This is a genomic window from Psychrobacillus sp. NPDC096623 (assembly GCF_044762655.1).
Lineage (GTDB): Bacteria > Bacillota > Bacilli > Bacillales_A > Planococcaceae > Psychrobacillus.
In genome coordinates, this window is sequence record NZ_JBIWER010000002.1 from 378,509 (window position 1) to 401,340 (window position 22,832).

The 22,832-nt window shown below is 35.3% G+C and carries 26 protein-coding genes; 19 read left to right on the top strand and 7 right to left on the bottom strand.

All coding sequences use genetic code 11. The features are described from left to right. Positions 1 to 71: 71 nt before the first annotated feature. Both ACIQX2_RS06550 and ACIQX2_RS06555 read left to right on the top strand, forming a co-directional pair. On the top strand, positions 72 to 944 hold the full coding sequence (locus tag ACIQX2_RS06550) for a patatin-like phospholipase family protein (RefSeq protein WP_402847827.1): 873 nt from the start codon (positions 72 to 74) through the stop codon (positions 942 to 944). A gap of 70 nt (positions 945 to 1,014) precedes the next feature. Next, on the top strand, positions 1,015 to 1,434 hold the full coding sequence (locus ACIQX2_RS06555; protein WP_402847828.1) for a pyridoxamine 5'-phosphate oxidase family protein: 420 nt from the start codon (positions 1,015 to 1,017) through the stop codon (positions 1,432 to 1,434). A 36-nt stretch (positions 1,435 to 1,470) separates the two neighbouring features. Here the strand turns inward: ACIQX2_RS06555 and ACIQX2_RS06560 are convergent, their stop codons facing one another. After that, positions 1,471 to 2,301, bottom strand: a complete 831-nt coding sequence (locus tag ACIQX2_RS06560) for an EcsC family protein (protein WP_402847829.1) — start codon at positions 2,299 to 2,301, stop codon at positions 1,471 to 1,473. Between the two features lie 265 nt (positions 2,302 to 2,566). On the opposite strand from ACIQX2_RS06560, the gene ACIQX2_RS06565 reads away from it, so the two are divergent. From ACIQX2_RS06565 to ptsP, 6 genes are all read left to right on the top strand, one after another. Continuing rightward, positions 2,567 to 4,003 (top strand): PTS mannitol transporter subunit IIBC, encoded by a 1,437-nt coding sequence (locus tag ACIQX2_RS06565; RefSeq protein WP_402847830.1) that lies wholly within the window; start codon positions 2,567 to 2,569, stop codon positions 4,001 to 4,003. Between the two features lie 70 nt (positions 4,004 to 4,073). Further along, positions 4,074 to 6,179 carry a BglG family transcription antiterminator gene (locus tag ACIQX2_RS06570; protein ID WP_402847831.1) on the top strand — a complete coding sequence of 702 codons (2,106 nt, stop codon included), beginning with the start codon at positions 4,074 to 4,076 and terminating at the stop codon, positions 6,177 to 6,179. A gap of 15 nt (positions 6,180 to 6,194) precedes the next feature. Next, a complete protein-coding gene (locus ACIQX2_RS06575; protein WP_402847832.1) occupies positions 6,195 to 6,632 on the top strand; it encodes a PTS mannitol transporter subunit IIA in 438 nt (145 codons plus the stop codon). Between the two features lies 1 nt (position 6,633). Continuing rightward, positions 6,634 to 7,797, top strand: coding sequence for a mannitol-1-phosphate 5-dehydrogenase (locus ACIQX2_RS06580; RefSeq protein WP_402847833.1), 1,164 nt, complete (start codon positions 6,634 to 6,636; stop codon positions 7,795 to 7,797). A gap of 25 nt (positions 7,798 to 7,822) precedes the next feature. Further along, positions 7,823 to 8,092, top strand: coding sequence for a phosphocarrier protein HPr (locus ACIQX2_RS06585; protein WP_402847834.1), 270 nt, complete (start codon positions 7,823 to 7,825; stop codon positions 8,090 to 8,092). After that, complete coding sequence (gene ptsP / locus ACIQX2_RS06590) at positions 8,089 to 9,807, top strand: phosphoenolpyruvate--protein phosphotransferase (protein ID WP_402847835.1); 1,719 nt, start codon at positions 8,089 to 8,091, stop codon at positions 9,805 to 9,807. Before ACIQX2_RS06585 ends, ptsP begins: the two co-directional genes overlap by 4 nt. Positions 9,808 to 9,871: 64 nt before the next feature. On the opposite strand, the gene ACIQX2_RS06595 is transcribed toward ptsP, so the two are convergent. Both ACIQX2_RS06595 and ACIQX2_RS06600 read right to left on the bottom strand, forming a co-directional pair. Further along, positions 9,872 to 10,027 carry a YfhD family protein gene (locus ACIQX2_RS06595; RefSeq protein ID WP_402847836.1) on the bottom strand — a complete coding sequence of 52 codons (156 nt, stop codon included), beginning with the start codon at positions 10,025 to 10,027 and terminating at the stop codon, positions 9,872 to 9,874. A 120-nt stretch (positions 10,028 to 10,147) separates the two neighbouring features. Beyond that, positions 10,148 to 10,579, bottom strand: a complete 432-nt coding sequence (locus ACIQX2_RS06600; protein WP_402847837.1) for a hypothetical protein — start codon at positions 10,577 to 10,579, stop codon at positions 10,148 to 10,150. A gap of 413 nt (positions 10,580 to 10,992) precedes the next feature. Between ACIQX2_RS06600 and ACIQX2_RS06605 the strand changes: the two genes are divergently transcribed. Continuing rightward, positions 10,993 to 11,979, top strand: coding sequence for a YecA family protein (locus tag ACIQX2_RS06605; protein WP_402847838.1), 987 nt, complete (start codon positions 10,993 to 10,995; stop codon positions 11,977 to 11,979). A gap of 256 nt (positions 11,980 to 12,235) precedes the next feature. Here the strand turns inward: ACIQX2_RS06605 and ACIQX2_RS06610 are convergent, their stop codons facing one another. Beyond that, positions 12,236 to 12,430, bottom strand: coding sequence for a hypothetical protein (locus ACIQX2_RS06610; protein WP_402847839.1), 195 nt, complete (start codon positions 12,428 to 12,430; stop codon positions 12,236 to 12,238). 133 nt (positions 12,431 to 12,563) lie between these two features. Between ACIQX2_RS06610 and ACIQX2_RS06615 the strand changes: the two genes are divergently transcribed. Both ACIQX2_RS06615 and ACIQX2_RS06620 read left to right on the top strand, forming a co-directional pair. After that, positions 12,564 to 12,791 (top strand): hypothetical protein, encoded by a 228-nt coding sequence (locus ACIQX2_RS06615; protein WP_402847840.1) that lies wholly within the window; start codon positions 12,564 to 12,566, stop codon positions 12,789 to 12,791. Between the two features lie 79 nt (positions 12,792 to 12,870). After that, positions 12,871 to 13,308, top strand: coding sequence for a YusW family protein (locus ACIQX2_RS06620; RefSeq protein ID WP_402847841.1), 438 nt, complete (start codon positions 12,871 to 12,873; stop codon positions 13,306 to 13,308). Positions 13,309 to 13,498: 190 nt separating this feature from the next. Here ACIQX2_RS06620 and ACIQX2_RS06625 read toward each other — a convergent pair whose 3' ends face one another. Then, the gene (locus tag ACIQX2_RS06625) at positions 13,499 to 13,651 is read right to left on the bottom strand and encodes a hypothetical protein (protein ID WP_402847842.1); all 153 of its coding nucleotides are present in this window, start codon (positions 13,649 to 13,651) and stop codon (positions 13,499 to 13,501) included. A 330-nt stretch (positions 13,652 to 13,981) separates the two neighbouring features. Here ACIQX2_RS06625 and ACIQX2_RS06630 point away from each other — a divergent pair, with 330 nt between their 5' ends. The 3 genes from ACIQX2_RS06630 to ACIQX2_RS06640 all read left to right on the top strand — a co-directional run bounded on the left by ACIQX2_RS06630 (position 13,982) and on the right by ACIQX2_RS06640 (position 16,579). Further along, on the top strand, positions 13,982 to 14,824 hold the full coding sequence (locus tag ACIQX2_RS06630) for a YflT domain-containing protein (protein WP_402847843.1): 843 nt from the start codon (positions 13,982 to 13,984) through the stop codon (positions 14,822 to 14,824). Between the two features lie 326 nt (positions 14,825 to 15,150). Continuing rightward, positions 15,151 to 16,071, top strand: coding sequence for an exonuclease domain-containing protein (locus ACIQX2_RS06635; protein ID WP_402847844.1), 921 nt, complete (start codon positions 15,151 to 15,153; stop codon positions 16,069 to 16,071). Between the two features lie 214 nt (positions 16,072 to 16,285). Further along, a complete protein-coding gene (locus ACIQX2_RS06640; protein WP_402847845.1) occupies positions 16,286 to 16,579 on the top strand; it encodes a hypothetical protein in 294 nt (97 codons plus the stop codon). A gap of 75 nt (positions 16,580 to 16,654) precedes the next feature. Here ACIQX2_RS06640 and xerA read toward each other — a convergent pair whose 3' ends face one another. Continuing rightward, a complete protein-coding gene (xerA, locus tag ACIQX2_RS06645; protein WP_402847846.1) occupies positions 16,655 to 17,494 on the bottom strand; it encodes a site-specific tyrosine recombinase/integron integrase in 840 nt (279 codons plus the stop codon). A gap of 187 nt (positions 17,495 to 17,681) precedes the next feature. On the opposite strand from xerA, the gene ACIQX2_RS06650 reads away from it, so the two are divergent. Continuing rightward, positions 17,682 to 17,909 (top strand): hypothetical protein, encoded by a 228-nt coding sequence (locus ACIQX2_RS06650; protein WP_402847847.1) that lies wholly within the window; start codon positions 17,682 to 17,684, stop codon positions 17,907 to 17,909. Between the two features lie 181 nt (positions 17,910 to 18,090). Here ACIQX2_RS06650 and ACIQX2_RS06655 read toward each other — a convergent pair whose 3' ends face one another. Further along, positions 18,091 to 19,110, bottom strand: a complete 1,020-nt coding sequence (locus ACIQX2_RS06655; protein ID WP_402847848.1) for a DUF2268 domain-containing putative Zn-dependent protease — start codon at positions 19,108 to 19,110, stop codon at positions 18,091 to 18,093. Between the two features lie 260 nt (positions 19,111 to 19,370). Between ACIQX2_RS06655 and ACIQX2_RS06660 the strand changes: the two genes are divergently transcribed. The 4 genes from ACIQX2_RS06660 to ACIQX2_RS06675 all read left to right on the top strand — a co-directional run bounded on the left by ACIQX2_RS06660 (position 19,371) and on the right by ACIQX2_RS06675 (position 22,795). Then, a complete protein-coding gene (locus ACIQX2_RS06660) occupies positions 19,371 to 19,745 on the top strand; it encodes a hypothetical protein (protein WP_402847849.1) in 375 nt (124 codons plus the stop codon). Positions 19,746 to 19,987: 242 nt separating this feature from the next. Continuing rightward, positions 19,988 to 20,242 carry a hypothetical protein gene (locus ACIQX2_RS06665; protein ID WP_402847850.1) on the top strand — a complete coding sequence of 85 codons (255 nt, stop codon included), beginning with the start codon at positions 19,988 to 19,990 and terminating at the stop codon, positions 20,240 to 20,242. A 403-nt stretch (positions 20,243 to 20,645) separates the two neighbouring features. Further along, positions 20,646 to 21,362: a class I SAM-dependent methyltransferase gene (locus ACIQX2_RS06670; protein WP_402847851.1), complete on the top strand. Its 717-nt coding sequence runs from the start codon at positions 20,646 to 20,648 to the stop codon at positions 21,360 to 21,362. A gap of 416 nt (positions 21,363 to 21,778) precedes the next feature. Beyond that, positions 21,779 to 22,795, top strand: a complete 1,017-nt coding sequence (locus ACIQX2_RS06675) for an STAS domain-containing protein (RefSeq protein ID WP_402847852.1) — start codon at positions 21,779 to 21,781, stop codon at positions 22,793 to 22,795. Positions 22,796 to 22,832 lie beyond the last annotated feature (37 nt).

Consider the following 22,832-nt stretch of genomic DNA (forward strand, 5'->3'; position numbering starts at 1 on the left):
AATTTTGAAGTTCTATTTCTGCCCTTTTTTTCTTACAGTGTAACAACAGCTAGAAAAAAGGGGATGTTCACTTGTTAATAGATGGTGTTTTTTCAGGAGGTGGACTAAAAGGCTTTGCGTTAGTAGGAGCCTATCAAGTGCTAGAAGAAAAAGGATATCGATTTAAACGAGTAGCAGGAACTAGTGCAGGAGCTATTCTTGCTAGCTTTATTGCTGCTGGATTTACGAGTAAAGAAATAGAGGGATTATTAAACGAACTTGATACTTTAACCCTTTTAGATCCCCGCAAAACAATCCTCCCATTGCCATTAATGAAATGGATTAATCTTTATTTTCGCTTAGGGTTATATCAAGGAAAGGCGCTCGAAAATTGGTTTTTAGAAAAACTGGCCATAAAAGGGGTATATACTTTTTCAGATATTGAGCCAGGTTCGCTGAAATTAGTTGCTTCTGATCTTACAAACGGTAAAATGATGGTTCTTCCAGATGACTTAGAGCGTTACGGAATATCAGCAGCAAGTTTCCCAATTGCACGAGCTCTCCGTATGAGCTGTGGAATTCCCTTTTTCTTTGAACCAGTCAAATTGAAGGTTACGTCAGCTGATACGATTATTGTGGATGGTGGTGTGTTAAGTAATTTTCCAATGTGGATTTTTGACAATGGTAATAAAGAAAGGCCAGTTTTAGGCTTAAAATTAAGTAGCAAGTCAGAAGAAATGGAGCCTCGTAAAATAACGAACGGCTTACACTTATTTGAAGCATTATTTTCCACTATGAAAAATGCACATGATGAACGATACATTTCGAGGAAAATTGAAAAGAACATTATATTTATACCTGTGGAGGATTATGGAGCTACTCAGTTTAATATGAGTGAAGAAACGAAACAGGAATTACTGGAAAAGGGTAGAAGTCGTGCCAATCAATTTTTGAAATTTTGGTAAGTAAAATGTTTAATACGAGCAGTCAAAGGAATAATACGAAAGAGGATATATGAAAAGGAGAGTGTTATACATGGCAAAGACCGCAAAAGAGGAAGCGCTAAAAATCTTAGATAAGAATATGATTGGTACGATGGCAACAGTTCAGGGAAATAAACCACATTCTCGTTATATGACGTTCTTTAACGATAACTTTACACTCTATACAGCGACAAGTAAAAAAACGCATAAAGCGGAAGAACTGAAGCAAAATCCAAATACACATATCCTATTAGGCTATGATGGACATGGACTTGGGGACAGTTTTTTAGAAATAGAAGGAACCGTTATTGAATCAGATGACGAAGCCATGAAAGAAAAAGTTTGGAATAAGGCTTTGAAAGGCTGGTTTGATGGTCCCGAAGATCCAGACCTATTAATTTTAAAAGTCACTCCGACACAAATGCGATTAATGAATACAAAAGGAGAAGAGCCTCAAGTCCTTGAACTGTAAGAATCCTCTTCCTTATATTGCGAGACCTATTTGTTGTTAAAGTAGGTCTTTTTTTATTGGAAAGTTATAAATGCTATTTTCACTCAATCTTTCCACAATTCTTCTCTTTCTATAAAGCATCATGCCAGCTTCTGCAATATCATTAATAGCGGAACGATTAATAAAGGCACCAAATATTAGTCCTGCAATTGGAACCATTTGAAATAGCTTTTTCCAACCAAATTGGTCTCGGTAAGCTAATACCACCTCACGCCAGCCTTGAATTTCAGATAAAACCTCACGTTTTGTCTCTTCATCTTGTTTATCGAACTTAGATAACTGAGCCAAAATAACTTGTTTACCCACAATATCGGAAGAAACAAATTGAAGCGATTTAATAATGAACAAACGCTCTTTCTTATCATTGGGATCATAACCATAGCAAATGGCAATATCCTGTAACGTTTTCAGTTGTAAACCTAACAAAAATGGAATATCAATCGATAACGTAAAGATGCCCCCAATACCTGTTCCGGCGCCTTGGACAGTAGCAATATTTTTTCTATTTTTAGTAATTCCTTCAACGGCCTTGTCCATTGTTGAAATAGCCAATCCTTTTACATCGTCTATATTTTCTGTGCCCATGTTTGGATAATAGGATTTGATTTTAGTTGTCGAGCTTAAATAGCTGCCGCCAGTTTGTATATATTGACCAAGTTCATCGATTAACGAACCCATTTTTGTTTGAAAAAACTTTGGAGTCCATTTATCCATAATTTTAAACGGCAATCGCCCTAGCTTTTCCCAAAACCATAGGTCACCTTGATTCTTTTCCCAAGCCTCTACTTTTAAAAGCTCAGACTGCAACCAATCTTTTGAATCTACCATAACTATCACCTCGTTTATAATACGTCCTTTCGCCAAAATAGTTTCATATCAAGATAAATGCATGATTTAAAAAATATAAATAGGGAAATTAAAGAAAGATACTAAGGGAAATTCGTAATTTAAGAAATATGACAACCAATCAAGTGCAATTTTGGCATGAACAAAGAGGACATGATAGCGTTTACAAAGTGTTGAATATGAAATGTAAACGCTTTAATATGATAATCAACAAGAATAATAAAAAACAAGTAGGGGGGAAAGAAAAATGACGACAGACCAACAAGAACGTTCAGGGTTCAAGGTTAAAGTACAGCGTTTTGGTAGCTTTTTAAGTGGGATGATTATGCCAAACATCGGTGCATTCATCGCATGGGGTCTTATAACAGCATTATTTATACCAACAGGATGGTGGCCACGTGAGGATTTTGCAGAGCTAGTCGGTCCAATGATCAATTATTTACTACCAATCTTAATTGGTTTTACTGGTGGTAGACTTGTTCATGGTATTCGAGGTGGAGTAGTCGGTGCTACCGTGACAATGGGGGTAATCGTTGGAGCAGATATTCCAATGTTCCTTGGAGCGATGATTGTTGGTCCATTAGGTGGATGGGCTATCAAGCAATTTGATAAGCTAGTAGAAGGTAAAATAAAAGCTGGTTTTGAAATGCTTGTGAATAACTTTTCAGCAGGTATTATTGGTGGTTTTTTAACACTTGTTGCATACAAATTAATAGGTCCAGCAGTTAACGCATTAACAGATTTCCTTGCGGCTGGAGTTCAATTCATATTTGATGCAGGTCTCTTGCCACTTGCAAGTATTTTCATAGAACCAGCTAAAGTACTATTCTTAAATAATGCTATTAATCATGGAATATTAGGACCTTTAGGAATTGAGCAAGCTGCAGATGCAGGTAAGTCAATTCTGTTCTTATTGGAGTCAAACCCGGGACCTGGCCTTGGTATTTTACTTGCATTCATATTCTTTGGGAAAGGAGCAGCTAAACAAACTGCACCTGGAGCAGTAATTATTCATTTCCTAGGTGGAATTCATGAAATTTACTTCCCTTATATTTTGATGAAACCATTTCTACTTGTAGCAGCTATTGCTGGTGGAGCTTCTGGTATCTTTACACTGCAATTATTCAACGCAGGTCTAGTAGCAGCACCTTCACCTGGAAGTATATTCTCGATACTTGCTTTAACACCAAAAGGAAGTCATGTAGGAGTAATATTAGCCGTGGTAGTTGCTACTGCAGTTTCCTTCTTGATCGCTTCTATCATTCTTAAAACATCTAAAGAAGTAGCGGAAGATGATTTGATAAAAGCAACGGAGAAAACTTCTTCACTTAAAGGGAAAGAAAGCAGAGCAACTGAATTCATAAAACCAACAACAACTGGTGATTCTATTCAAGAAGCTTCTCTTGCAAATGTACAACATATTATATTCGCATGTGACGCAGGCATGGGCTCAAGTGCTATGGGGGCATCTATTTTAAGAAATAAAATGAAAAAAGAAGGACTTGATGTATCTGTAACGAATACTGCTATTAGCAACCTTCCAACAGATGCAGAAATAATCATTACTCATAAGGATTTGACGAGCCGAGCTAAAGATCAGGTTCCAAATGCGCATCATATTTCTGTAGAGAATTTCTTAAATAGCCCAAAATATGACGAGCTAATTGAACAATTAAAAAAATAAAGACACATCCGAAACTCGGCCTATTTTATAGGCTGAGTTTTGCCAATGATTTTGGATCGTTAGGAATGAGGTGTTGACGATGTTTATTTCGAGCAGAGAAAAAATGATTATTGAGACACTAATCGTAGAGCGGGAAGAAATAACGATTAAAGAATTATCTAAAAAAATCGATGTTAGTTCGAGAACTATACAGCGTGATCTAAATAATATTCAAAGTATTTTAGATTCCTATCAGCTTGAACTGATCAGAAAATCAGGAGTTGGAGTTCAGATTATAGGAAATGAACAAAGAAAGAAAGAATTAGTTCAGCAGCTTAAAAAGTTCACCCAGAGGGAATATACCCAAGAAGAAAGGTTAACGTTAATCCTATGTATTTTGTATGAATCTGCTGAACCAGTAAAGCTCTACTCCCTTTCAAAGGATCTCGGAGTTTCTATTTCAACAGTCAGTACTGATTTAATGAAACTTGAGGAACAGCTACAGCCTGGCCAACTTTCTATCTTGAAAAAAAGAGGGTATGGGGTTGAGTTATCAGGAACGGAAAATGCGAAACGAAGAGCGATAAGTTACGCTATATCTAAAACCTTGAAGGAAGAGGGCCTATTTTCATTAATTAAAGAAAAGATTCATCAAAAATCGAACAATTATGAAGATCCCATCTCCGAAAGACTAATGCACCTTGTAGATAGAGAAAAGTTAGGAATGATTGAAGAGGCGATGAAGGATTTATATCCAGATTTCTCTTTGTCGATGACAGATAGTGCTTATGTAGGGTTAATAGTTCATCTTGCCTTGGCTATTGAGCGTATTTTGCAGGGTGAAAACATTACTATTGATGAAGCATACTTAAAACAGATAGCTCTTGAACCAGAATACCCTATTGCGAAAAAGATTATTAATATGCTGATGGACCGTTTTCAGGTGGATATCCCTGAAGCAGAAGTCGGTTATATAACGATGCATCTTCAAGGAGCCAAACTTCGTCAACAAGAAGGAGTGTTAGTTGAGGCTTCCAATTTAGAGTTATATAGACTTGCAAAGAAATTAATTCAGGAGATGGAAGTGCAAACTGGCTTCCATTTATCAGATAATGAATCCCTTCTTGAAGGACTCGTTACCCATTTGAAGCCTGCAATCTATCGTATAGAGCAAAATATGGGCATAGTTAATCCATTACTTGAGGAAATTCAAACGAATTATAAGGATTTGTTTGACCAAGTTAAGGCCGCCACTCGAAAAGTTTTTCCAAAGCTAATAGTTCCAAACGAAGAAATTGGTTATTTGGTTATGCATTTTGGATCTGCTTTAATTGGGGTATTAGGTAAAGGAGACCTAAAGGCATATATTATTTGTTCAAGCGGAATTGGAACTTCTAAATTACTCGCATCACGATTATTGCGGGAAATTCAAGAGATATCAGAGGTATCTAATATTTCCGTATTCGAACTAAATAAGCTTGCTACTACTATTACAGATAGGGATCTCATTATCTCCACAATTTATCTGCAGGATTTTAACAGAGAATACATTATGGTTAACCCATTTCTATCTACAGAAGAGATTAACCAAGTTCAATTGTATGCAAGAAGGAAAATGCTTATACAAAAAAAACCTCCACTAGTAAAGAAAAGTCATCTAACTGGAGATGTATTAACGGAAAAAATAGAAAAGCTACATCAATACTCAGGAGTAATGCTAAAGGTTTTAAAGAATTTTAGACTTTCTTTGCTAAAAGAACAAGCTACAGTTAAGCAATATATGCAAAAGATTTGTGTGCTGTTGGAGGATAGGCTGGTCATAGAAGAAAAGGAAATGGTTGTAGAAGCACTGTTGGAGAGGGAAAGAAGTGGTGGTATTGGTATTCCAGGAACAAAACTTGCGCTATATCATACTCGTAACAAATATGTCCAAAAACCTTCGTTCACAATTCACAAACTCGAACAGCCTATTTGGATAAAAGGAATGGATGGAAGTGACGTGAAAGTGGACACACTACTTGTATTACTTTCACCCGAATCATTACTAAAAGCAGGTTTAGAAGTACTAAGTTTGATCAGTACTTTAATAATTCAAAATGAACAAAATATCCAATTATTTGAAACAGGAGATGAATCTCAAATCCATTCATTTTTAGCAGAAGAATTTGAAGTATTTATCAAAGATAATATAAATTAATGGAGGCGTTTTACAATGGCATTACCAATTTTAACAGAAGAAAATATTTTACTAAGCCAACAATTAGCAACAAAGGAAGAGGCAATCCGTTTAGCTGGTCAGATTCTAGTGGACAAAGGATATGTGGAGGCTGGTTATATAGAAAAAATGCTAGAAAGAGAAGAGATGACATCTACGTTTATGGGGAACTTTGTTGCAATTCCACATGGTACAGATGATGCAAAAAAAGAAGTGAAAGAATCAGGAATCACTATTATTCAAGTTCCGGATGGTGTAGATTTTGGAGATGGCAATTTAGTGAAACTGATTTTTGGTATTGCCGGTAAAGGTAATGATCACTTGGATATTCTTTCTAATATTGCAATTACGGTATCAGAAGTAGAGAATGTAGAAAAGATAGTTAATGCAACTTCACCGAAGGATGTTCTTTCCTTTTTTGAAGGAGTGAACTAATATGAATGCTGTTCATTTTGGAGCAGGAAATATCGGTAGAGGTTTTATCGGTTTATTGTTGCATCAATCGGGATATAAAACCTGTTTTGTAGATGTGAATGCAGAAATCGTTAATTTATTGAATGAGAAAAACCAGTACACCGTAAAACTTGCTGAAGCATCTGGGGAAGAGCTGATCGTTGAAAATGTTCATGCGATTAATAGTCTAAAGGATCCCGATCTAGTGATTGATGAGGTAGCAAACGCAGATATTGTAACTGCTGCAGTAGGACCAAATATACTTCCACTTATAGCAGGCTTAATAGCAAAAGGATTGAAAAAACGGCTTACACAATCGAAAAAGCCTTTAACGATCATTGCATGTGAAAATATGATTGGTGGTAGTACATTCTTAAAGGAAAAGGTATATGAAGAGCTAACGAATGACGAAAAGGTCCAATTTGACACGAATTTTAGCTTTCCAAATGCAGCGGTAGACCGAATTGTTCCAAACCAAACAAATGCCGATAAGTTAGCAGTAACAGTTGAACCATTCTATGAGTGGGTTGTAGATGAGTCAGAGATAAAGGGAACTAATCCATCAGTACAAGGAGTTACATTTGTTCAGGATTTGGAGCCGTTTATTGAACGTAAGTTGTTCACTGTAAATACTGGGCATGCTGTTGTTGCTTACTTTGGTTATTTAGCCGGAATTCGCAGTTTGCATGAAGCTCTTGCAAATATAGAAATAAGAGAAATGATTGAGCAGGTTCTGAAGGAGACTAGCAGATACCTGACTGCAACCTACTCGTTTGATGAAAAAACGCATGCTGAATACGTTCAAAAAATCATAAATCGTTTTGCTAATCCATATATATCAGATGATACAACTAGAGTAGGGCGTTCACCGATGCGTAAGCTTAAAAATAACGATCGTCTTGTCCGCCCAGCTACAAAATATGTAGAAATGTTTAACGAGAATCCTTTATACTTAGCTAAAGGGATAGCAGCAGCTTTACATTATGACTTCCTTGAGGATCCAGAAGCAAATGAAATACAAGCTATGATTGAACAAAAAGGAATCCAATTTGCGATAGAAAAAACTACTAGTTTAAAGCCGGGTTCAGATCTATTTGAAATGATTCATAAGCAATATGATGAAATGGCATTAAAGAAGAATAAATAAAACAAATTTAAAGGAGTAGATTATTATGACAAATCATACGTATACAGTAGTAGCAGAATCAGGAATTCACGCAAGACCAGCAACGGGGCTAGTGCAAATTGCTTCCAAGTATGTTTCAGATATTTTCATGGAGTATAAAGGGAAAAAAGTTAATCTAAAATCGATTTTAGGTGTTATGTCATTAGGTGTTGGACAAGGAGGGGATATTTCTATATCCGCAGAGGGAACAGACCAGCAGGAAGCATTAGAGGCTATTGAAAGCTTCCTTAAATCAGAAGGGATTATTGAGTCATGACAGAAAACTTAAAAGGAATTGCTGCATCCAGTGGGATCGCCATTGGTAAAGCCTTTCTAATGATTGAACCCGATTTAACTGTCACGAAAAGCACTGTAATAAATAAAGAAGAAGAAGTTGCTCGATTTCATGAAGCTGTAAATGCAGCTAAAGTAGAGCTTCAAAAGATTCGCGACCGCGCTGAACTTGACTTAGGGGCGGAAAACGCTGCAATTTTTGATGCACATTTGCTTGTTCTAAGTGACCCTGAATTATTAGGTTCTGTAGAAGGTAAAATAAATGAAGAAGCAGTAAATGCAGAGGCAGCTTTGCAAGAAACTGCCGATATATTAATTGTCATGTTCGAACAGCTTGATAATGAGTATATGCGAGAGCGAGCAGCTGATATCCGAGATGTAACTAAACGAGTGATTGCAAGACTTTTAGCTGTAGAAATCCCGAATATCGGACTAATAGATGAAGAAGTGATTATTATCTCCAACGATTTAGCTCCTTCAGACACAGCTCAACTAAATAGAGACTTCGCTAAAGGGTTTACAACGGATATGGGAGGTCGCACATCCCATTCTGCTATTATGGCTCGCTCTTTAGAGATCCCAGCGGTTGTTGGCACCAAAAATGCTACCTCGACTATTAAACAAGGTGATTTAATCATTGTGGATGGTAATAATGGGGAAGTAATTATAAATCCCCCTAACGATGTTATCGAACGCTACGTTGAAAAAAGAAATGAACAAGCTGCTGAGAAAAATGAACTCGCATTGCTAAAAAATAAGCAAACAATTACTTTAGATGGTATACATGTGGAAGTTGCTGCAAACATCGGAACTCCAAAGGACGTAGAAAGCGTACTCGAAAACGGTGGAGAAGGAATAGGGTTATATCGTACCGAGTTTCTGTATATGGAACGAGATTCTTTACCAACAGAGGAAGAGCAGTTTCAAGCATATAAGCAAGTGCTTGAACAAATGGCTGATAAGCCTGTAGTTGTTCGAACACTGGACATTGGAGGAGACAAACAGCTTCCATATTTAAATCTTCCAGAAGAAATGAATCCATTTCTTGGTTTCCGAGCAATTCGACTTTGCTTAGAGGAACAAACAATTTTCAGAACTCAACTTCGTGCTTTACTACGTGCAAGTAAATTCGGTAATCTCAAAATAATGTTTCCAATGATTGCAACGCTAGAGGAATTCAGAGAAGCAAAACAATTACTACTAGAAGAAAAAGCCCAGCTTCAACAGGAAGGTACACTTGTATCAGATCATATAGAAATTGGTATTATGGTAGAAATTCCTTCGACTGCAATACTGGCAGATCAATTTGCAAAAGAAGTTGACTTCTTCAGTGTAGGAACAAATGATTTAATTCAGTATACAATGGCTGCAGATAGAATGAATGAATCAGTTGCCTATTTATATCAACCTTATCATCCATCTATTTTACGCTTAGTTAAAATGGTCATCGATGCTGCGCATGCTGAAGGCAAGTGGACAGGTATGTGTGGGGAAATGGCGGGAGATTCAATTGCTATTCCATTATTGATCGGTTTAGGGTTAGATGAGTTCTCTATGAGTGCGCCTTCTATGCTAAAAGCAAGAAATCAGATAAACCAACTGACTCAACTGGAAATGAAACAGCTTGCTGAAAAGGCTCTGGCTATGCAAACGTCCGAGCAAGTGAAGCTATATGTAAAAGAGGCATTAGAAGTTTAATAGATTGAGATTAAAGCTTCATGAAAACCCACTCAAGATGATTTAAGTGGGTTACTCGTGAAGCTTATTTTCTTTTTGCTTTTGGTGTATTTTTTTCTAATTCTTTAAATTCCTTTGCAAATTCCTCTCGGATATCGCTTGGTTTGATTTTTAGATTTTTTGGTGTTTGAGGTAGTGTATCCTTGTTATTACTTTGTCCTTGCTTATTATCTCTCCCCATACAAATCTCCTTCCCTTTATTCGTTCTATTTAATATGGCTAATTTCAATCCATTTAAACAGGAAGAGATAATAAAAAAACTCAAGTACATGGCTTAAACTTTCCAAGTACTTGAGCACCTTTAATTTTTATTGAAAAAAGTGATAAGTTGTTTCTTAGTAGGGGCTTGAATTTTGTAGGTTAACTCTCGGTCACCACTATTTTCTATACGGGGAATGATGGACTCAATTACATTGAATTTCCAAAAAGAAGGTTTACTTTTTGTACTCTTTTCTGTGTCCTTTGTCATCATTTTGCGTTGAAATGGGTGTAGTTTAGCCATTAAAAACTTTTCTTTAATACGAATAAGTAAATAACCTTCGTCTGTTTCGGGATTGTACTTTTTCATTAGGGATTCCCCTAACTCGAACGTATTCGATTTGTTTTGAACAGATGGTGATAGAACTAAAATATTTCCTTTACGGAACAAAGCTGTATTCGACACTTGCTTGAGACCTAAATCATTAATAAGAAAATCTAAGTTCACTTGAGACGCTTCACTAGCGACTGACATATTCCATACCTCCTCAACATTTACAGACTCCTATGTTTAGTATACCCTATTTTCGTGAGGAAATCTTAGTTAGACAAAGATTTGATTGTTATTTTTTGAAATTTTATAAAATGGTTCCGTATATTTTTATCTATTTTTGACTAAATCTTAAATTTTTCTAACTTGAATCAATTTAGTATAAGCATATTACATAGTGAAATCAGAACAACGGAGATTTCCGCTCTAGGCGAACGCATTCCGCGGGCACCGCTTCAATCTCCTCATGTCAACACGAAGTTGGTCACGAAGGCGTTGCCAAACGATGTGGCACTCACCTTTAATCCTCAAATCGTTTCTCTTAAATAAGTAATTATGAAATTGACTCACTTTCATGTTAAAATAAGCACTTACCAAAAGAGAAGGAAGTGTTATATATGGTAGGTCGAAATGATCCTTGTCCATGTGGTAGTGGGAAAAAATACAAAAAGTGCTGCGAGTCAAAGCAGAATGATTCTATAGAAGAGGTAAAAACAGAAGAACTAGAACGTATATTGCAATCTTTTTATGAATATTATCCCGAGCGAAAAGACATGGAAGAATACGCTGATTTAGTAAGTACTTGGAGCAAGGAAACAGGTGATTACTTAGATTTAGAAATGTTGGAAGCTATCGTAATGGATGAATTCTTTTTCCATTATAAGCAGGAAATCTGGTTAAACTATCTTGAAAAGCAAAAGAAACTAATGGTACGACCTTCTACACAAAATGTATTGAGTCAGTGGAACGATCCACAGGTTTTTGTTGGGAAAGTGGAAAAAGTAGACGAGCATTATATGACGGTAAAACATATACTAACGAAAGAAAGCATTTTACTTAGAAGAGAAAGCGATAAGCCCGTACCCATTGGAGTTCATGTATACTGCTTCATCTTGCCAGACGGCACTAGCAAAGAAAATCATTATTTAGCAATTTCTAGCTTAGTTTTCTTCCCAGTTGATCATCAAGTAGTCTTTGATAAAATGGAAAAACAATTTGAAAAACAAGAGACATTATCTGCTTCAGCCTTTCTAAAGGAAACAGGAGCGAATTTATGGAAATTACTTGGAGAAAATGGCTACGAGGGTGGAGAATATACACGCTTTGAAGTCGGAGTATTACAGGTAGCGATAGATTTCTTAGAGAAAAACAATCGTGAATATGGCAAGTTTATAGAAATAATAGAGAATTATTTAGTGGAGCAACAGCCGAATGCACGTAAGGAAGTTGCAATTGCTGCTGGGGCTATTCGATTTGGTCAAGAAAATGGATTATTTGAACCTTTGGATATGACGATTAAAGAACTCGCAGAGACTTTTGAAGTTTCAACGTCTTCTTTAAATAAGTACTATAATGATTTAACTGAATACTACACAGCAAAATAATATTAATTAAAAAGGGCTGTGCTTCTTAAAGTTTAAGAAGCACAGCCCTTTTTTTAGAATGAAGGATACTACTGATTTCTGTTACAGGTGGACGCGTGGGCGAGGAGCCATAAAGATTATCAAAAAAAGATACTGGTTGGTTGTTGACAAACGTCACAACCAACCAGTATCTTTAAAAATTAATCGGTAATCACATAGCAAAATGACTGTTCAAAGCCCTTCGAAAACGCTAGAAACAGGTTTTTCTTATGCTCATTTAATTAAATAGTCCACCTAAAATACCTTTGTTTTTACCTGAGTTAGTGGATGTATCTCCCGTTTTCGTTCCGCGAATAGGAGTATTGGTAAAACTATCAAATTGCTTTGTTATTTTATCACGTGACTCTTTATTTCTCATTAAATATGCAGCTCCAAGTCCTAATGCAGTGAGTGCCATCTTGTTTCTATTCATAATAGTTTCCTCCTCTAATTCTTTGGTTAACGATTGTTTTCCCACATTTGAAGATTTTAAACAAACGATTTGGCGATGTTTAGTAATCAAAAAAAGGGATAAACAAATTAAAACGAGAAGAGGAGAGATAGTTATGACGAAAAAGCATCCAGAAGATAAAGAGAAACAAGATATCCCAGGACGCATTATGGATAATCCTGATCTATTAAAAACTGAAAAAGAAAGTATTTTTGATGCCGATGAAGATATGAAGACGGTGGATCCTATACCAGTGGAAGAGTTAAATGAAAAGGTGAAGGATGAGAAAGACAAACGAAATACGAAGTCTACATCTTCGAGTGAAGAGCGATACCCAGGATAATATATTCCGAAGTTGTTTATTATCCTTAAACAATGGTGATAATAAAAATGAAAAATATTACTCGAGGGAGCTCTTTAAAATGAAAATAAGAAAGTACCCGTTACTTGGAAGTGCAATTATGTCTTCCTTCTTATTGTTAGCAGCATGTGGGGATAAGGAAGAAGTAACTGATGCACCAGACAAAGATACAACTCAAAGCGAATTTGGTTTTCAGTCATTTGATTTAGATATAGATACTGCAGATCAAAAAGATGCAATTGAGGCTTCCTTTGACATTGATGTATCAGACACGGAAGCGGAATACGTGAATCAGTTAGAGTCCAAAAACCTTTCAGGTAACGAGGCTTATGCAGAGCTTGAACCAATCTTTAAAGAATTGAGTTTAACAAAAGATATGAGCAAGGAAGAAGTAATTGAAAAGGTTTCTAAAGCTTTTGGAGTAGATGAGTATACCGAGTTCGAGTTAGAGATTGAGTTTGCTGATGGAGATACACAGGAATTTAATGATAAAAAATAGGAAAAAACCTCGAGAGCCGATGAAAATCGCTCCTCGAGGTTTTTTTTATAGGCATTATTAAAGTTAGCGGTTGATACTGTGTATAAAAATTAGTTAAGAGCAGCATTTACCGGCAGTCTAGTTTGCTAAAGCGGCAGTCAGTTGAAGTGCAATCTATTGTACATTTTATACAATACGAAAAATCTTCTTTTTATTTTGTATGGTTATTTCGATTGTCTATATTAAAATACACATCTGTCATCAGTAAAAATATACAACCAACTAAAATTAAGCTAGCAATGATTGTTCCACGGGTGTCTTCGCCCCATCTAGTCAAGATTGTAAAGATTTGAAAGATACTCAAGAGAATTAGTCCCACCTTTAAGGGTAATGTTTTCATTTTTACCACCATTCCTAGTATTTATCTCTAATTCAGGCTTTTGCTAAATCATCCGTTTTACTTACACAAATCGTATTTCGATTTTTTTTTTGCTTTCACAATCTTAAATTTATTTTAACATAAAAATCCAGTAGCAATCTTCCCATTTTCGGTACTCATTAACGGTTAATCATCTTTTACTTTTAATAGAACCTTCTTTTATTACAAAGATATTAATAATAGACATATAGTGTTTAGGAGTTATCTTAAGGGGGGTACGTATGGAATAAGACTAAATTTTGAGGAGGCAATACCATGAACATGGAATCAAACAGACGAATTGAAATTGCTCGTACGGAAGAAGAAATGTATGAAAGATTGGAAGGCCTACAAAATCAAGGTTATGCAGAAAGCGATATACATGTAATTTCAACAGAAAATGCACATTTAAATGCACTTAGTCGCCATTCAGACGTTTCAACACACGAGGCTGGAACATTCATGGACAAGTTTAAATCTTGGTTTACTGGAGAGGATGCAATAGCAGAAGGCTTGCGTAAATTAGATTTAACGGAAGAAGAAAGAGCAAGTTATGCGGAGGAGGTTGCTAGGGGGAGTATTGTTCTCTACACGGATACTCTTACGCATAATGATGAACCATTGTATGGTACTCATGAAAATGAATTTGAACAAGAGTATACAGATACAATTGGAACAGATATGGTTCAAAATCGTTTTATGGAAAACGAAGAACCAATAAGTGATTATTCTAAAGAGCAAGGGTTCACACCATCAACTAATGAGTTCGTAAATGAAACAGATGGACGTTTCGATGAACCACAGGATCGCTTTGAACGTGGGGAGACTTTTGCAACCGATCCGTATCTAGCTAGAGAAGAGAATCATATTGGGCACTCCATGCAGGAAGATAGAGAGGTTAGAGATGCTCGTCCGACGATAGATGAAAGTGTAACGATGGAAGAAAAATCATATGGTATGCAGTCTCCGGGTGCTGATCCAAATTTAGGTCCAGCAGCATATGGAAGTGAAGCAGTTGAAGAAGAGGAAGAAGAAAGACTTTCTCATGATCAATACGAAGAAAAATTGGAATATCAAAAGAAACTAGATGATATCCCTCCAACTAATCGTCTATATTAAAGTTTAGTAAACTAATAGATAGAACCTCTCTAATCAGAGAGGTTCTTCTTTGTTAAGGAATTTATAAAAATTGCTCTATGGATTCTTTCCAGACTCCAGCGTCTAGCCCACCTGAGACGCTTCAGTCTTGCGAATAAAGGCAAAGAGCTCCTTTGTTGCAATTCTTCCAACGCTTTTCGGAGGCCCACAGGATGTGGGTGATGCAGTCGTTGCGACACGAGGTCGCGTCCTTAGACTGTATTTCTCTAATAGGCGCTTGCGCTTTTGTACTTGTATTCTATTATGAGATAATGAGAGACAATCTAATATAATGAGGTGACTTAAAAGTGGACTTTGTAGCAATCGATTTTGAAACAGCTAATAGCCTTCGTTCCAGTGTTTGTTCGGTAGGAATCGTGCAAGTTAAGAATGGAAAAATATATAGAGAAGTGCAATCCTTGATAAATCCTTTAAGTGAATTTCATTATTATAATACTAAAATTCACGGAATTTCTGAATACATGGTACATGATGCGCCAACCTTTGAAGAATTTTGGCCAGACATGAAAAATATGATTGAAGGTCAACTAATCATCGCTCATAATGCTAGTTTCGACATGGGAGTTTTACAGGAATCCTTACGTCAATTTCATGAGCCCTCACCAGCTTTTGAATATGGATGCTCTTATCGCATTGCCAAAAAAGTTTGGCCGCAGCTATACAATCATAAGCTATCTACTGTAGCCAACTATTTAGGTATTAGCTTAAGACATCATGATGCTCTAGAGGATGCTCGTGCCGCTGCTATCATTACAATAGAAGCGATGCAGAACACCCAAACAAATACAGTTAAACAACTGGCAAAACTACATAAGGTGAAAATAAATTCATCGATTCAAACGAAGAAACAAATACCACCAGCTCGTAAAAGTAAAGCTGACATTGCAATTGAATTTTTAGAACCAGTTAATACCGGGTTAAATTCCAAGCATCCATTTTTCGGAGCTCAAATTGTCTTCACAGGAAGAATGCAATCTATGACTAGATCAAAAGCTGCGCAACTTGCAGTAAATTGTGGAGCAGTTTGCAAGGGGACTGTAGACTATCAAACAAATTACCTCGTAGTAGGAGATAATGACTTAGCTAAATATATACAGGGGATAAAAAGTACTAAAATGCAAAAGGTAGAAGGCATGATTAAACAAGGACTTCCTATTGAAATTGTTGGAGAGCAAGACTTTTTGCGGTTAGTTCGGTACAATCCTTAAATGAAATGGTGCTACGTTTTAAAATATAATATTTAACAGACATCCTATGAGTAGGGTGTCTTTTTTTTAAGGCTATGTTATAGGTAAGGGTTGATCTTTCATAAGGTACCCATTATTTTGTGAAATGTTACACTTAAACTAACGCGGCAGTTTAGTTGAACAAGGGGAATCTAAATAGCTTGGAGAAATAGATAGAATAAAAGGGGATGAAAACATGGAAAGAAAGTTTAGTAAGTTTTCCATTATATTAATTGTTGTTGGAATTTTTGTTGCGTATATGGCATTCCCACCGATTAATATTGATATTTTTGGTTGGTGGGGAATATTCATTGGCTTTGGTATCTATCTAACAGGCTTAGTACTGGGTATCTGTGCTTTCTTTAAGAAAGAAAAAGGATTTATGAAGTATATATCCTTACTTTCCATTTCATTAGGCGTTTTATTTATTGCATTTATGCAATCGTTGGCAGTGTTTAAACGATTAAAACGGGGCAGTTTTCTCGAATAAGGGGTGAACTTATTCAACTAACGGGTGCTTTAGTCAAAGAGAGCAACGTCTTTTAAGACGTTGCTCCTTTTCCGATTAAAAGTACTTCTGATAATACTCCTTCCTTAACCTTCCACTCAGCTGAGCATAGATCTTGGTGGTTTCACTCTTCTCATGACCCATAAGACTTTGTATGACTTCAATAGGAGCTCCATTATTCATCAAATGAGTTGCGTAACTATGTCTAAGTTGGTGTGGGTGAATCTCTTTATTAATTTCCGCACGATTGGAGATTCGCTTGATGATGTATCGCATTTGGGCGACGCTCATTTTGTGTGGTTGTCTGGCTGTTACAAAAATAGCAGAGTTATTATCATTACGGCTTTCCATATAGCGTTTAAGCCATATATCACAACGTGTATTAAAATAAACTTCCCTTTCCTTATCGCCCTTGCCTCTCACGATCGCGGATTGATTGGACCAATTAATATGGTTCTTTTCTAAGGAAACTATTTCGCCAATTCGACAACCGGTAGAAAACATGAATTCAAAAATTGCTTTTTCTATTGGGGAATGACAGGATTCACGAAGGTGTTCGATCTCCCGTTCGGTTAAATATTTTGGTATCCGCTTTCCCACTTTGGGTTCTTTGATTTTGGAAGTTGGATTCTTACCCAAGTATCCTTCTTCATGGGACCAACGAAAAAATGACTTCATAAAACGAACACGATGTGCAAGACTGGCAGGTTTTAAATGCTTGCCGGATATCGCAAGATATTCCTTCAGTTGATTTGTGTCCAGTAACTCAATCTCTATATCCTTAAAATAATCTATTAGTAGCAAAGATTGTAAACGGTAGGCCTTCAATGTTTGTTGCGAGAAGCCCTCTATTCGCTTATCAGCCTCAAACGAGGACCATGCTTTTGATAGTAACAATTCTATTCCCCCTAAAATAGTAATATTAAAAGGATTATTGCCAATTTAATAGAATTATAGACATAGGGTGTTTTTTACTAACGGGCAGTTTATTTGAATAAGCAGGCATACTTGGAACGACATCAAAGTAGTTTAAAAAAGGAGTTACTCAAATAAAGGGAAGGAAAACCATAAAGGGGGGAATATTGTGACTAAGAATAAAAAGATTTTAGTTTGTTTAGTAATTGCATTTATTTTTGGAGTTCCATTTAATTGGATTCGATATAAAGGTCAAGAAATGGTATCGATTTTCCAAGTATTTGATTTGGGAATACACAATATGTTATTTGATGTTTCAATATTAGTATTTAATACCTTTATTATATTCATAGTATGGTCTGGTATTTTGAAATTTAAAAACAAGAAAATAGTATAATCATAGTGCTCTCCCATTAAGCTAACGGGTGCTTTACTTCAAGAAGGAGTAAAGCCTTTTTTCTTATTGAACTAAAGCAGCAGGTTAGTGAAAGAAGGGTAACGGGAATATAAAACAAAAAAGTCCTTTTCTAACATGTAGAAAAAGACACATTAAATTTTGTAGACCATTGATAAAAAAACTACTCGTAATTAGCCATGTAATCCCCTTCTTCAAAAATTTCTCTCGGACTTTTGGAAGTCCATTCCTCTACTGTCGCATCGGGATGCAAATTTAAGTAAGACCTAATCATTTTATAGCCTTCACTATAGCCATAATAATCAGGCAAACCATTAGAGCCACCTAATATAAACTCATTATTACCACTGCTCTCAAGATATGTTTCAATCTTACTCCAATATTCTTTGTTAAAGCTTTCGTCAAGCACATATTCTATACTGTTTGTATCGGGGTACACTAAGGTTTCAAACATCACGGCAGACCCTTCCGCAATAAAATTATCTAAAACTGTCATGAAATAATCTTTTGTATAATGTTTTTCAAACCAAACACTATGATGATATTCATGAGAAATACCTGATTTATTATAATTATCAAGCTCACTCAATTTAAAATAATTATTCAGCTCACTGAGAAAGACCGTAATTTTTCCTGTTCCAAATGTTATCATGTCAGAAGGAAATTTTTCATTTTCAGGAAACACACATACTGTTGTTATTTTATCTGATGAAAGTATGTCTGAGGATTTAACAAGGGATTCCTCAATTAACTTGTTCATATGTTCTTTATCCAATGAATCAATTTGATTCTTGATACTATTAAAATCACTTTCTTCCGGTGTCCATTGAAATAAACTAAATTTATAATATTCCGCATCTTTAAAACACGCATCATACACAGGTTCGATAATCCCTTGTTGATATAATTCGTATGGTGATTCATTAGGATTATCCTTTACTGTTTCAAAATAGTTTTCATAAAGCATGTAAGCATGAATTATATTAAATTCCTGTCCTGTATTGGAATTTATAAAAGAATAAGATATATTTTGTTGTTCATTTTCCATAATTATATCCTCTTTGGACTGTTCATTTTGCATAATGATATTCTCTTGAGATTGTTCAGTTTGCTCACAGGCTGATAAAATAATAATTAATAGAAGCATACAAAATGAAATTATAACTTTATTAGCAATATTCATTAATTCATCTCCCTTTGCTACAACGAATTACTTCCTTTACGTTCCATTATTTCTAAAAGTTTCATTAATTTAATTGATAAATATTCATATTGAACTAAAGATAATTTGGTTGGCTCGGAATAGTTGGAAGAGAGATTCTTGAAGCGGAAGACTACTTTTCAATTACAAATAAAATCTTTGTGAAATAATGCACTTAAACTAACGGGTGCTTTACTTCAAGAAGGAATTGTTAAATTAGAGATAAAAAAGGTGAGGAGAAAATGACTATATTTCCAGAAGAAAACGATTTTCTTTCATTATTTGAATGTGAACCAATGTTATTAGATAGCAATTCAAAAGACTTGCCATTTTATTACAATCAAGCAACATACCGATTTTCTAATGGAGAAGAAGACTTTATTGTTACACTTTCTCCCTCTTATGGTGAAGTGAAAGTACAAGCAACTCAGCGTTCTTCAAATAGATTAATATCACTTTTGGAACTAAAACGGGTTGTTAAATTTGAAATTACAGCAGATAAGAAAGACCGTTCAAGTGTGCTATTAACAGTTGTTAATGAGGACTCTCAACAAATGATTGAAATTGAGTTTAAGCCTTATTTTCAACAAATTTTTAAAGAACATTTTACTGGGTAACTACAAGTTCTTATTAAGCTAACGGGTGCTTTAGCAAAACATGGCCATCATTTCGATGGTCTATTTTTATGTCTATAACATTAAGTTGATCTCAGATATGCATTGTGAAATGTTACACTTAAACTAACGGGGCAGTTTAGTTGAAGAAGCAGGTTTTTTTGAAAAGAAGTAGAAGTACTTGTTATGGGGAATTATTCAATTAGGTTAGTTAGAGGGAATTGTAATGAGAAAGGGAGATTTAAATGAATTTAAAGCATTTTCTTTCTGGTGTTTCAGTAGCGTTTGCGGTTATTCTGTTTAGACTAATCGATGAATATCTAATCGACATTCCTACTTTAATAGGTGCATTAATGGTAGCTCTCTTTGCAGCGGTAGTTATAAAAGTTATTCAATCTATACCAACATTAGATAGAAAACTAAAGAAACCTACATATTTGACTTTATGGATAATGGCTTTTGTCTGTATTTTAGGTTCTTTTCATTTTTTTGATTTGTAATAATGAACTCAGTATGTAGTACTTTTGTAACTAACGGGTGCTTTACTTCAAGAAGGGTAAAGCATTTTTCTTATTGAAGTAACGAAGCAGTATAGTGCAACAAGGACTATCGTCAGATTTACAACGCTAAGTAAAGAAATGTTACCAAAAGACGACTGGGGCACATTTTTGTTCTACATATCACTAATAGATTATTATTTTAGAAAATTAAGATATAATGAGAGTAATTTTATTTAGGAAGGATTGATTAATATGAAACAGGTAACAAAGGTGATTGAAAAGTAGATATAGTTTTTCTTTTAAAGCAATAGTTAGTTCGTATAGGTTTTACAACATGGTCTGGGAACGAAAGAATGACTTATGTTGGGAACAAACAAGTATGATTTAGGAAGTAGGCAAATAAATGATTCCACTAGTGTATGACCAAGTTAATGGCTGGGGCAAAGACGATGAGTTTTTTTTAGCACTATTGAAGAAGATTAATGTAAAAACTATAGCTGATTTAGGCTGTGGGACAGGGAGATTGACAACTCATTTTGCGAAAGCAGACTATCAGATTACAGCTATTGACCCGAACGAAGAAGCGATTGAATATGCGAAAAGTAAAGAGTATCCAGGAGAAGTGATATGGATTGTTGGTGATAGTACAAATTTACAAACAAATGCGTTTGAAGCTATCATTATGACAGCGAATGTTGCACAAGTGTTTCTTACAGAGGAAAGTTGGGGAAATGTCATTGCTGATGCGTATCGGGCATTAAAACCCGGTGGACACTTTATTTTTGATACACGTAATCCATTAGCAAAGGCATGGGAACAGTGGGAAAAGGACACGGCACCGGATGTTGCAACAGATTTGGTGAACGGTGAACCACTTGAAATTTGGACGCAATATGAGGGATTAATAGACAATGTTTTTACGTTTTATGAAACGGTAAAAAAAGCACGTACGGGGGAAGTAGTTATTCATGAAAGAATGCAATTAAAATTTAGAACACAGGAATCAATCTATGAAGCATTAAAAAAAGAAGGTTTTTCACAGATTCAAGTTTATGGAGATTGGGAGTTTAAACAAGCAACATCAAAGACAAAATCTTTTATTTTTCACAGTATAAAATAAATAATTTTCTTGATTTTTCAGGAATTAAGTTGATATAGGCGTAAAAAGATTGTGAAGTATTGTACTTAAACTAACGGGTGCTTTAGCAAAATCTGGCCATCTTTTCGATGGTCTATTTTTATGTCCAAAATATTAAGTTGATTCCAGATATGCAATGTGAAATGTTACACTTAAACTAACGGGGCAGTTTAGTTTAATAAAGGAAAACGTTTTTTTAATGGCTCTGTTAAACGTTAATGTTGATATTTCATCAAAAGAAAAGAACCCATTTATGAGTTCTTCTTGCAGGCATCTTCTTCAACTAAGCACCCATTAGTTGCGTAAAGAAAAAGCTGCCTTAAAGACAGCTAAGAAAGTAGAAAATTTTTTGTTTTTCATATAAAATAAAGATAATTCAAAATATATAGGTGAAATTAATGACTAATTTAAAGGTCCAAGTAAACAAAAATGAAATTATCTGGAATGAAGAAAAAGGGTTATTTACTTTTGACGGTGCACCTGCACTCTTATTATGGGACTCTGCAATAGAATTGTTTTTAAATACAATTGAAGAGGTTTCCGGAACTGACGTGTCCAAGACTGTATATGAGGCAACCTTTTATCGGATGGGACATTTAGTAAGTTCATATTACCAAGAACGTCAAGACATTGAACAACTTTTTACCGAATACAGTGATATTTATAAAACTGCTGGTTGGGGAAACTTTAAGATTACTTATTACTCATTTGAGGAAAAAAGAGCAGTTATTCAATTAAAAAATAGCTGGGAAGATAGAATCTTTAAAAATTCCAATAAAGAAAACACGGGAGTTTTATTACCAAGTCATTGGGCAGGCGTCTTTGGAGGACTATTTCAACAAGATATGTGGTATAAGATTAATAAGAGTCAAGCGGAAGGTGAAGAATTTAATGAAATTGAGGTATTCCCTTCTAACATTACTCCAACAAAAAATATTCACGACTTAGCGAGGAAAAAGGAACAACAAAGTATTAAGGAATTAGAGGAAAAGGTAAAAGACCGCACCGAAGAGTTATCCTTATTGGTTAAGGAGTTATCTTCTCCTATTATACCTGTTTTAAAAGGAATTCTTGTTATACCATTAATTGGAAAGTTTAGCCAAGAACGACTTTCAGATTTGGTTGAAAACGCTTTAATTGAAATATCTCGTCAAAAGGCAAATTACTTACTAATTGATTTAACTGGTATTACTAGTGTTGATGACTTTACTATATTTGGCATTCGAAAATTAATTGAATCTATTCGTTTGCTAGGAGCTGAGTGTTTCATAGTAGGAATTTCTTCAAAGCTCGCCATCGAAATTTCCATTTTGAACCTCAATATAAGTACAGTTCGCACTTTTTCAACCCTCCAACAAGGAGTAGAGTTTGCAATTGGATTAAATGGTTTTGAATTAGTCGCAAAGGAAAAATAAAAGGTAGGTTCTAAAAAAAGGCTCTGTTAAATAATAC

Coding starts and splice junctions, on each gene's coding strand:
- ACIQX2_RS06575 (WP_402847832.1), top strand. CDS start 6,195: ATGGCATTACCAATTTTAACAGAAGAAAATATTTTACTAAGCCAACAA.
- ACIQX2_RS06665 (WP_402847850.1), top strand. CDS start 19,988: ATGAATTTAAAGCATTTTCTTTCTGGTGTTTCAGTAGCGTTTGCGGTT.
- ACIQX2_RS06580 (WP_402847833.1), top strand. CDS start 6,634: ATGAATGCTGTTCATTTTGGAGCAGGAAATATCGGTAGAGGTTTTATC.
- ACIQX2_RS06560 (WP_402847829.1), bottom strand. CDS start 2,301: ATGGTAGATTCAAAAGATTGGTTGCAGTCTGAGCTTTTAAAAGTAGAG.
- ACIQX2_RS06615 (WP_402847840.1), top strand. CDS start 12,564: ATGACGAAAAAGCATCCAGAAGATAAAGAGAAACAAGATATCCCAGGA.
- ACIQX2_RS06605 (WP_402847838.1), top strand. CDS start 10,993: ATGGTAGGTCGAAATGATCCTTGTCCATGTGGTAGTGGGAAAAAATAC.
- ACIQX2_RS06640 (WP_402847845.1), top strand. CDS start 16,286: ATGGAAAGAAAGTTTAGTAAGTTTTCCATTATATTAATTGTTGTTGGA.
- ACIQX2_RS06630 (WP_402847843.1), top strand. CDS start 13,982: ATGAACATGGAATCAAACAGACGAATTGAAATTGCTCGTACGGAAGAA.
- ACIQX2_RS06620 (WP_402847841.1), top strand. CDS start 12,871: ATGAAAATAAGAAAGTACCCGTTACTTGGAAGTGCAATTATGTCTTCC.
- ACIQX2_RS06610 (WP_402847839.1), bottom strand. CDS start 12,430: ATGAATAGAAACAAGATGGCACTCACTGCATTAGGACTTGGAGCTGCA.
- ACIQX2_RS06670 (WP_402847851.1), top strand. CDS start 20,646: ATGATTCCACTAGTGTATGACCAAGTTAATGGCTGGGGCAAAGACGAT.
- ACIQX2_RS06565 (WP_402847830.1), top strand. CDS start 2,567: ATGACGACAGACCAACAAGAACGTTCAGGGTTCAAGGTTAAAGTACAG.
- ACIQX2_RS06655 (WP_402847848.1), bottom strand. CDS start 19,110: ATGAATATTGCTAATAAAGTTATAATTTCATTTTGTATGCTTCTATTA.
- ACIQX2_RS06555 (WP_402847828.1), top strand. CDS start 1,015: ATGGCAAAGACCGCAAAAGAGGAAGCGCTAAAAATCTTAGATAAGAAT.
- ACIQX2_RS06660 (WP_402847849.1), top strand. CDS start 19,371: ATGACTATATTTCCAGAAGAAAACGATTTTCTTTCATTATTTGAATGT.
- ACIQX2_RS06600 (WP_402847837.1), bottom strand. CDS start 10,579: ATGTCAGTCGCTAGTGAAGCGTCTCAAGTGAACTTAGATTTTCTTATT.
- ACIQX2_RS06595 (WP_402847836.1), bottom strand. CDS start 10,027: ATGGGGAGAGATAATAAGCAAGGACAAAGTAATAACAAGGATACACTA.
- ACIQX2_RS06585 (WP_402847834.1), top strand. CDS start 7,823: ATGACAAATCATACGTATACAGTAGTAGCAGAATCAGGAATTCACGCA.
- ptsP (WP_402847835.1), top strand. CDS start 8,089: ATGACAGAAAACTTAAAAGGAATTGCTGCATCCAGTGGGATCGCCATT.
- ACIQX2_RS06675 (WP_402847852.1), top strand. CDS start 21,779: ATGACTAATTTAAAGGTCCAAGTAAACAAAAATGAAATTATCTGGAAT.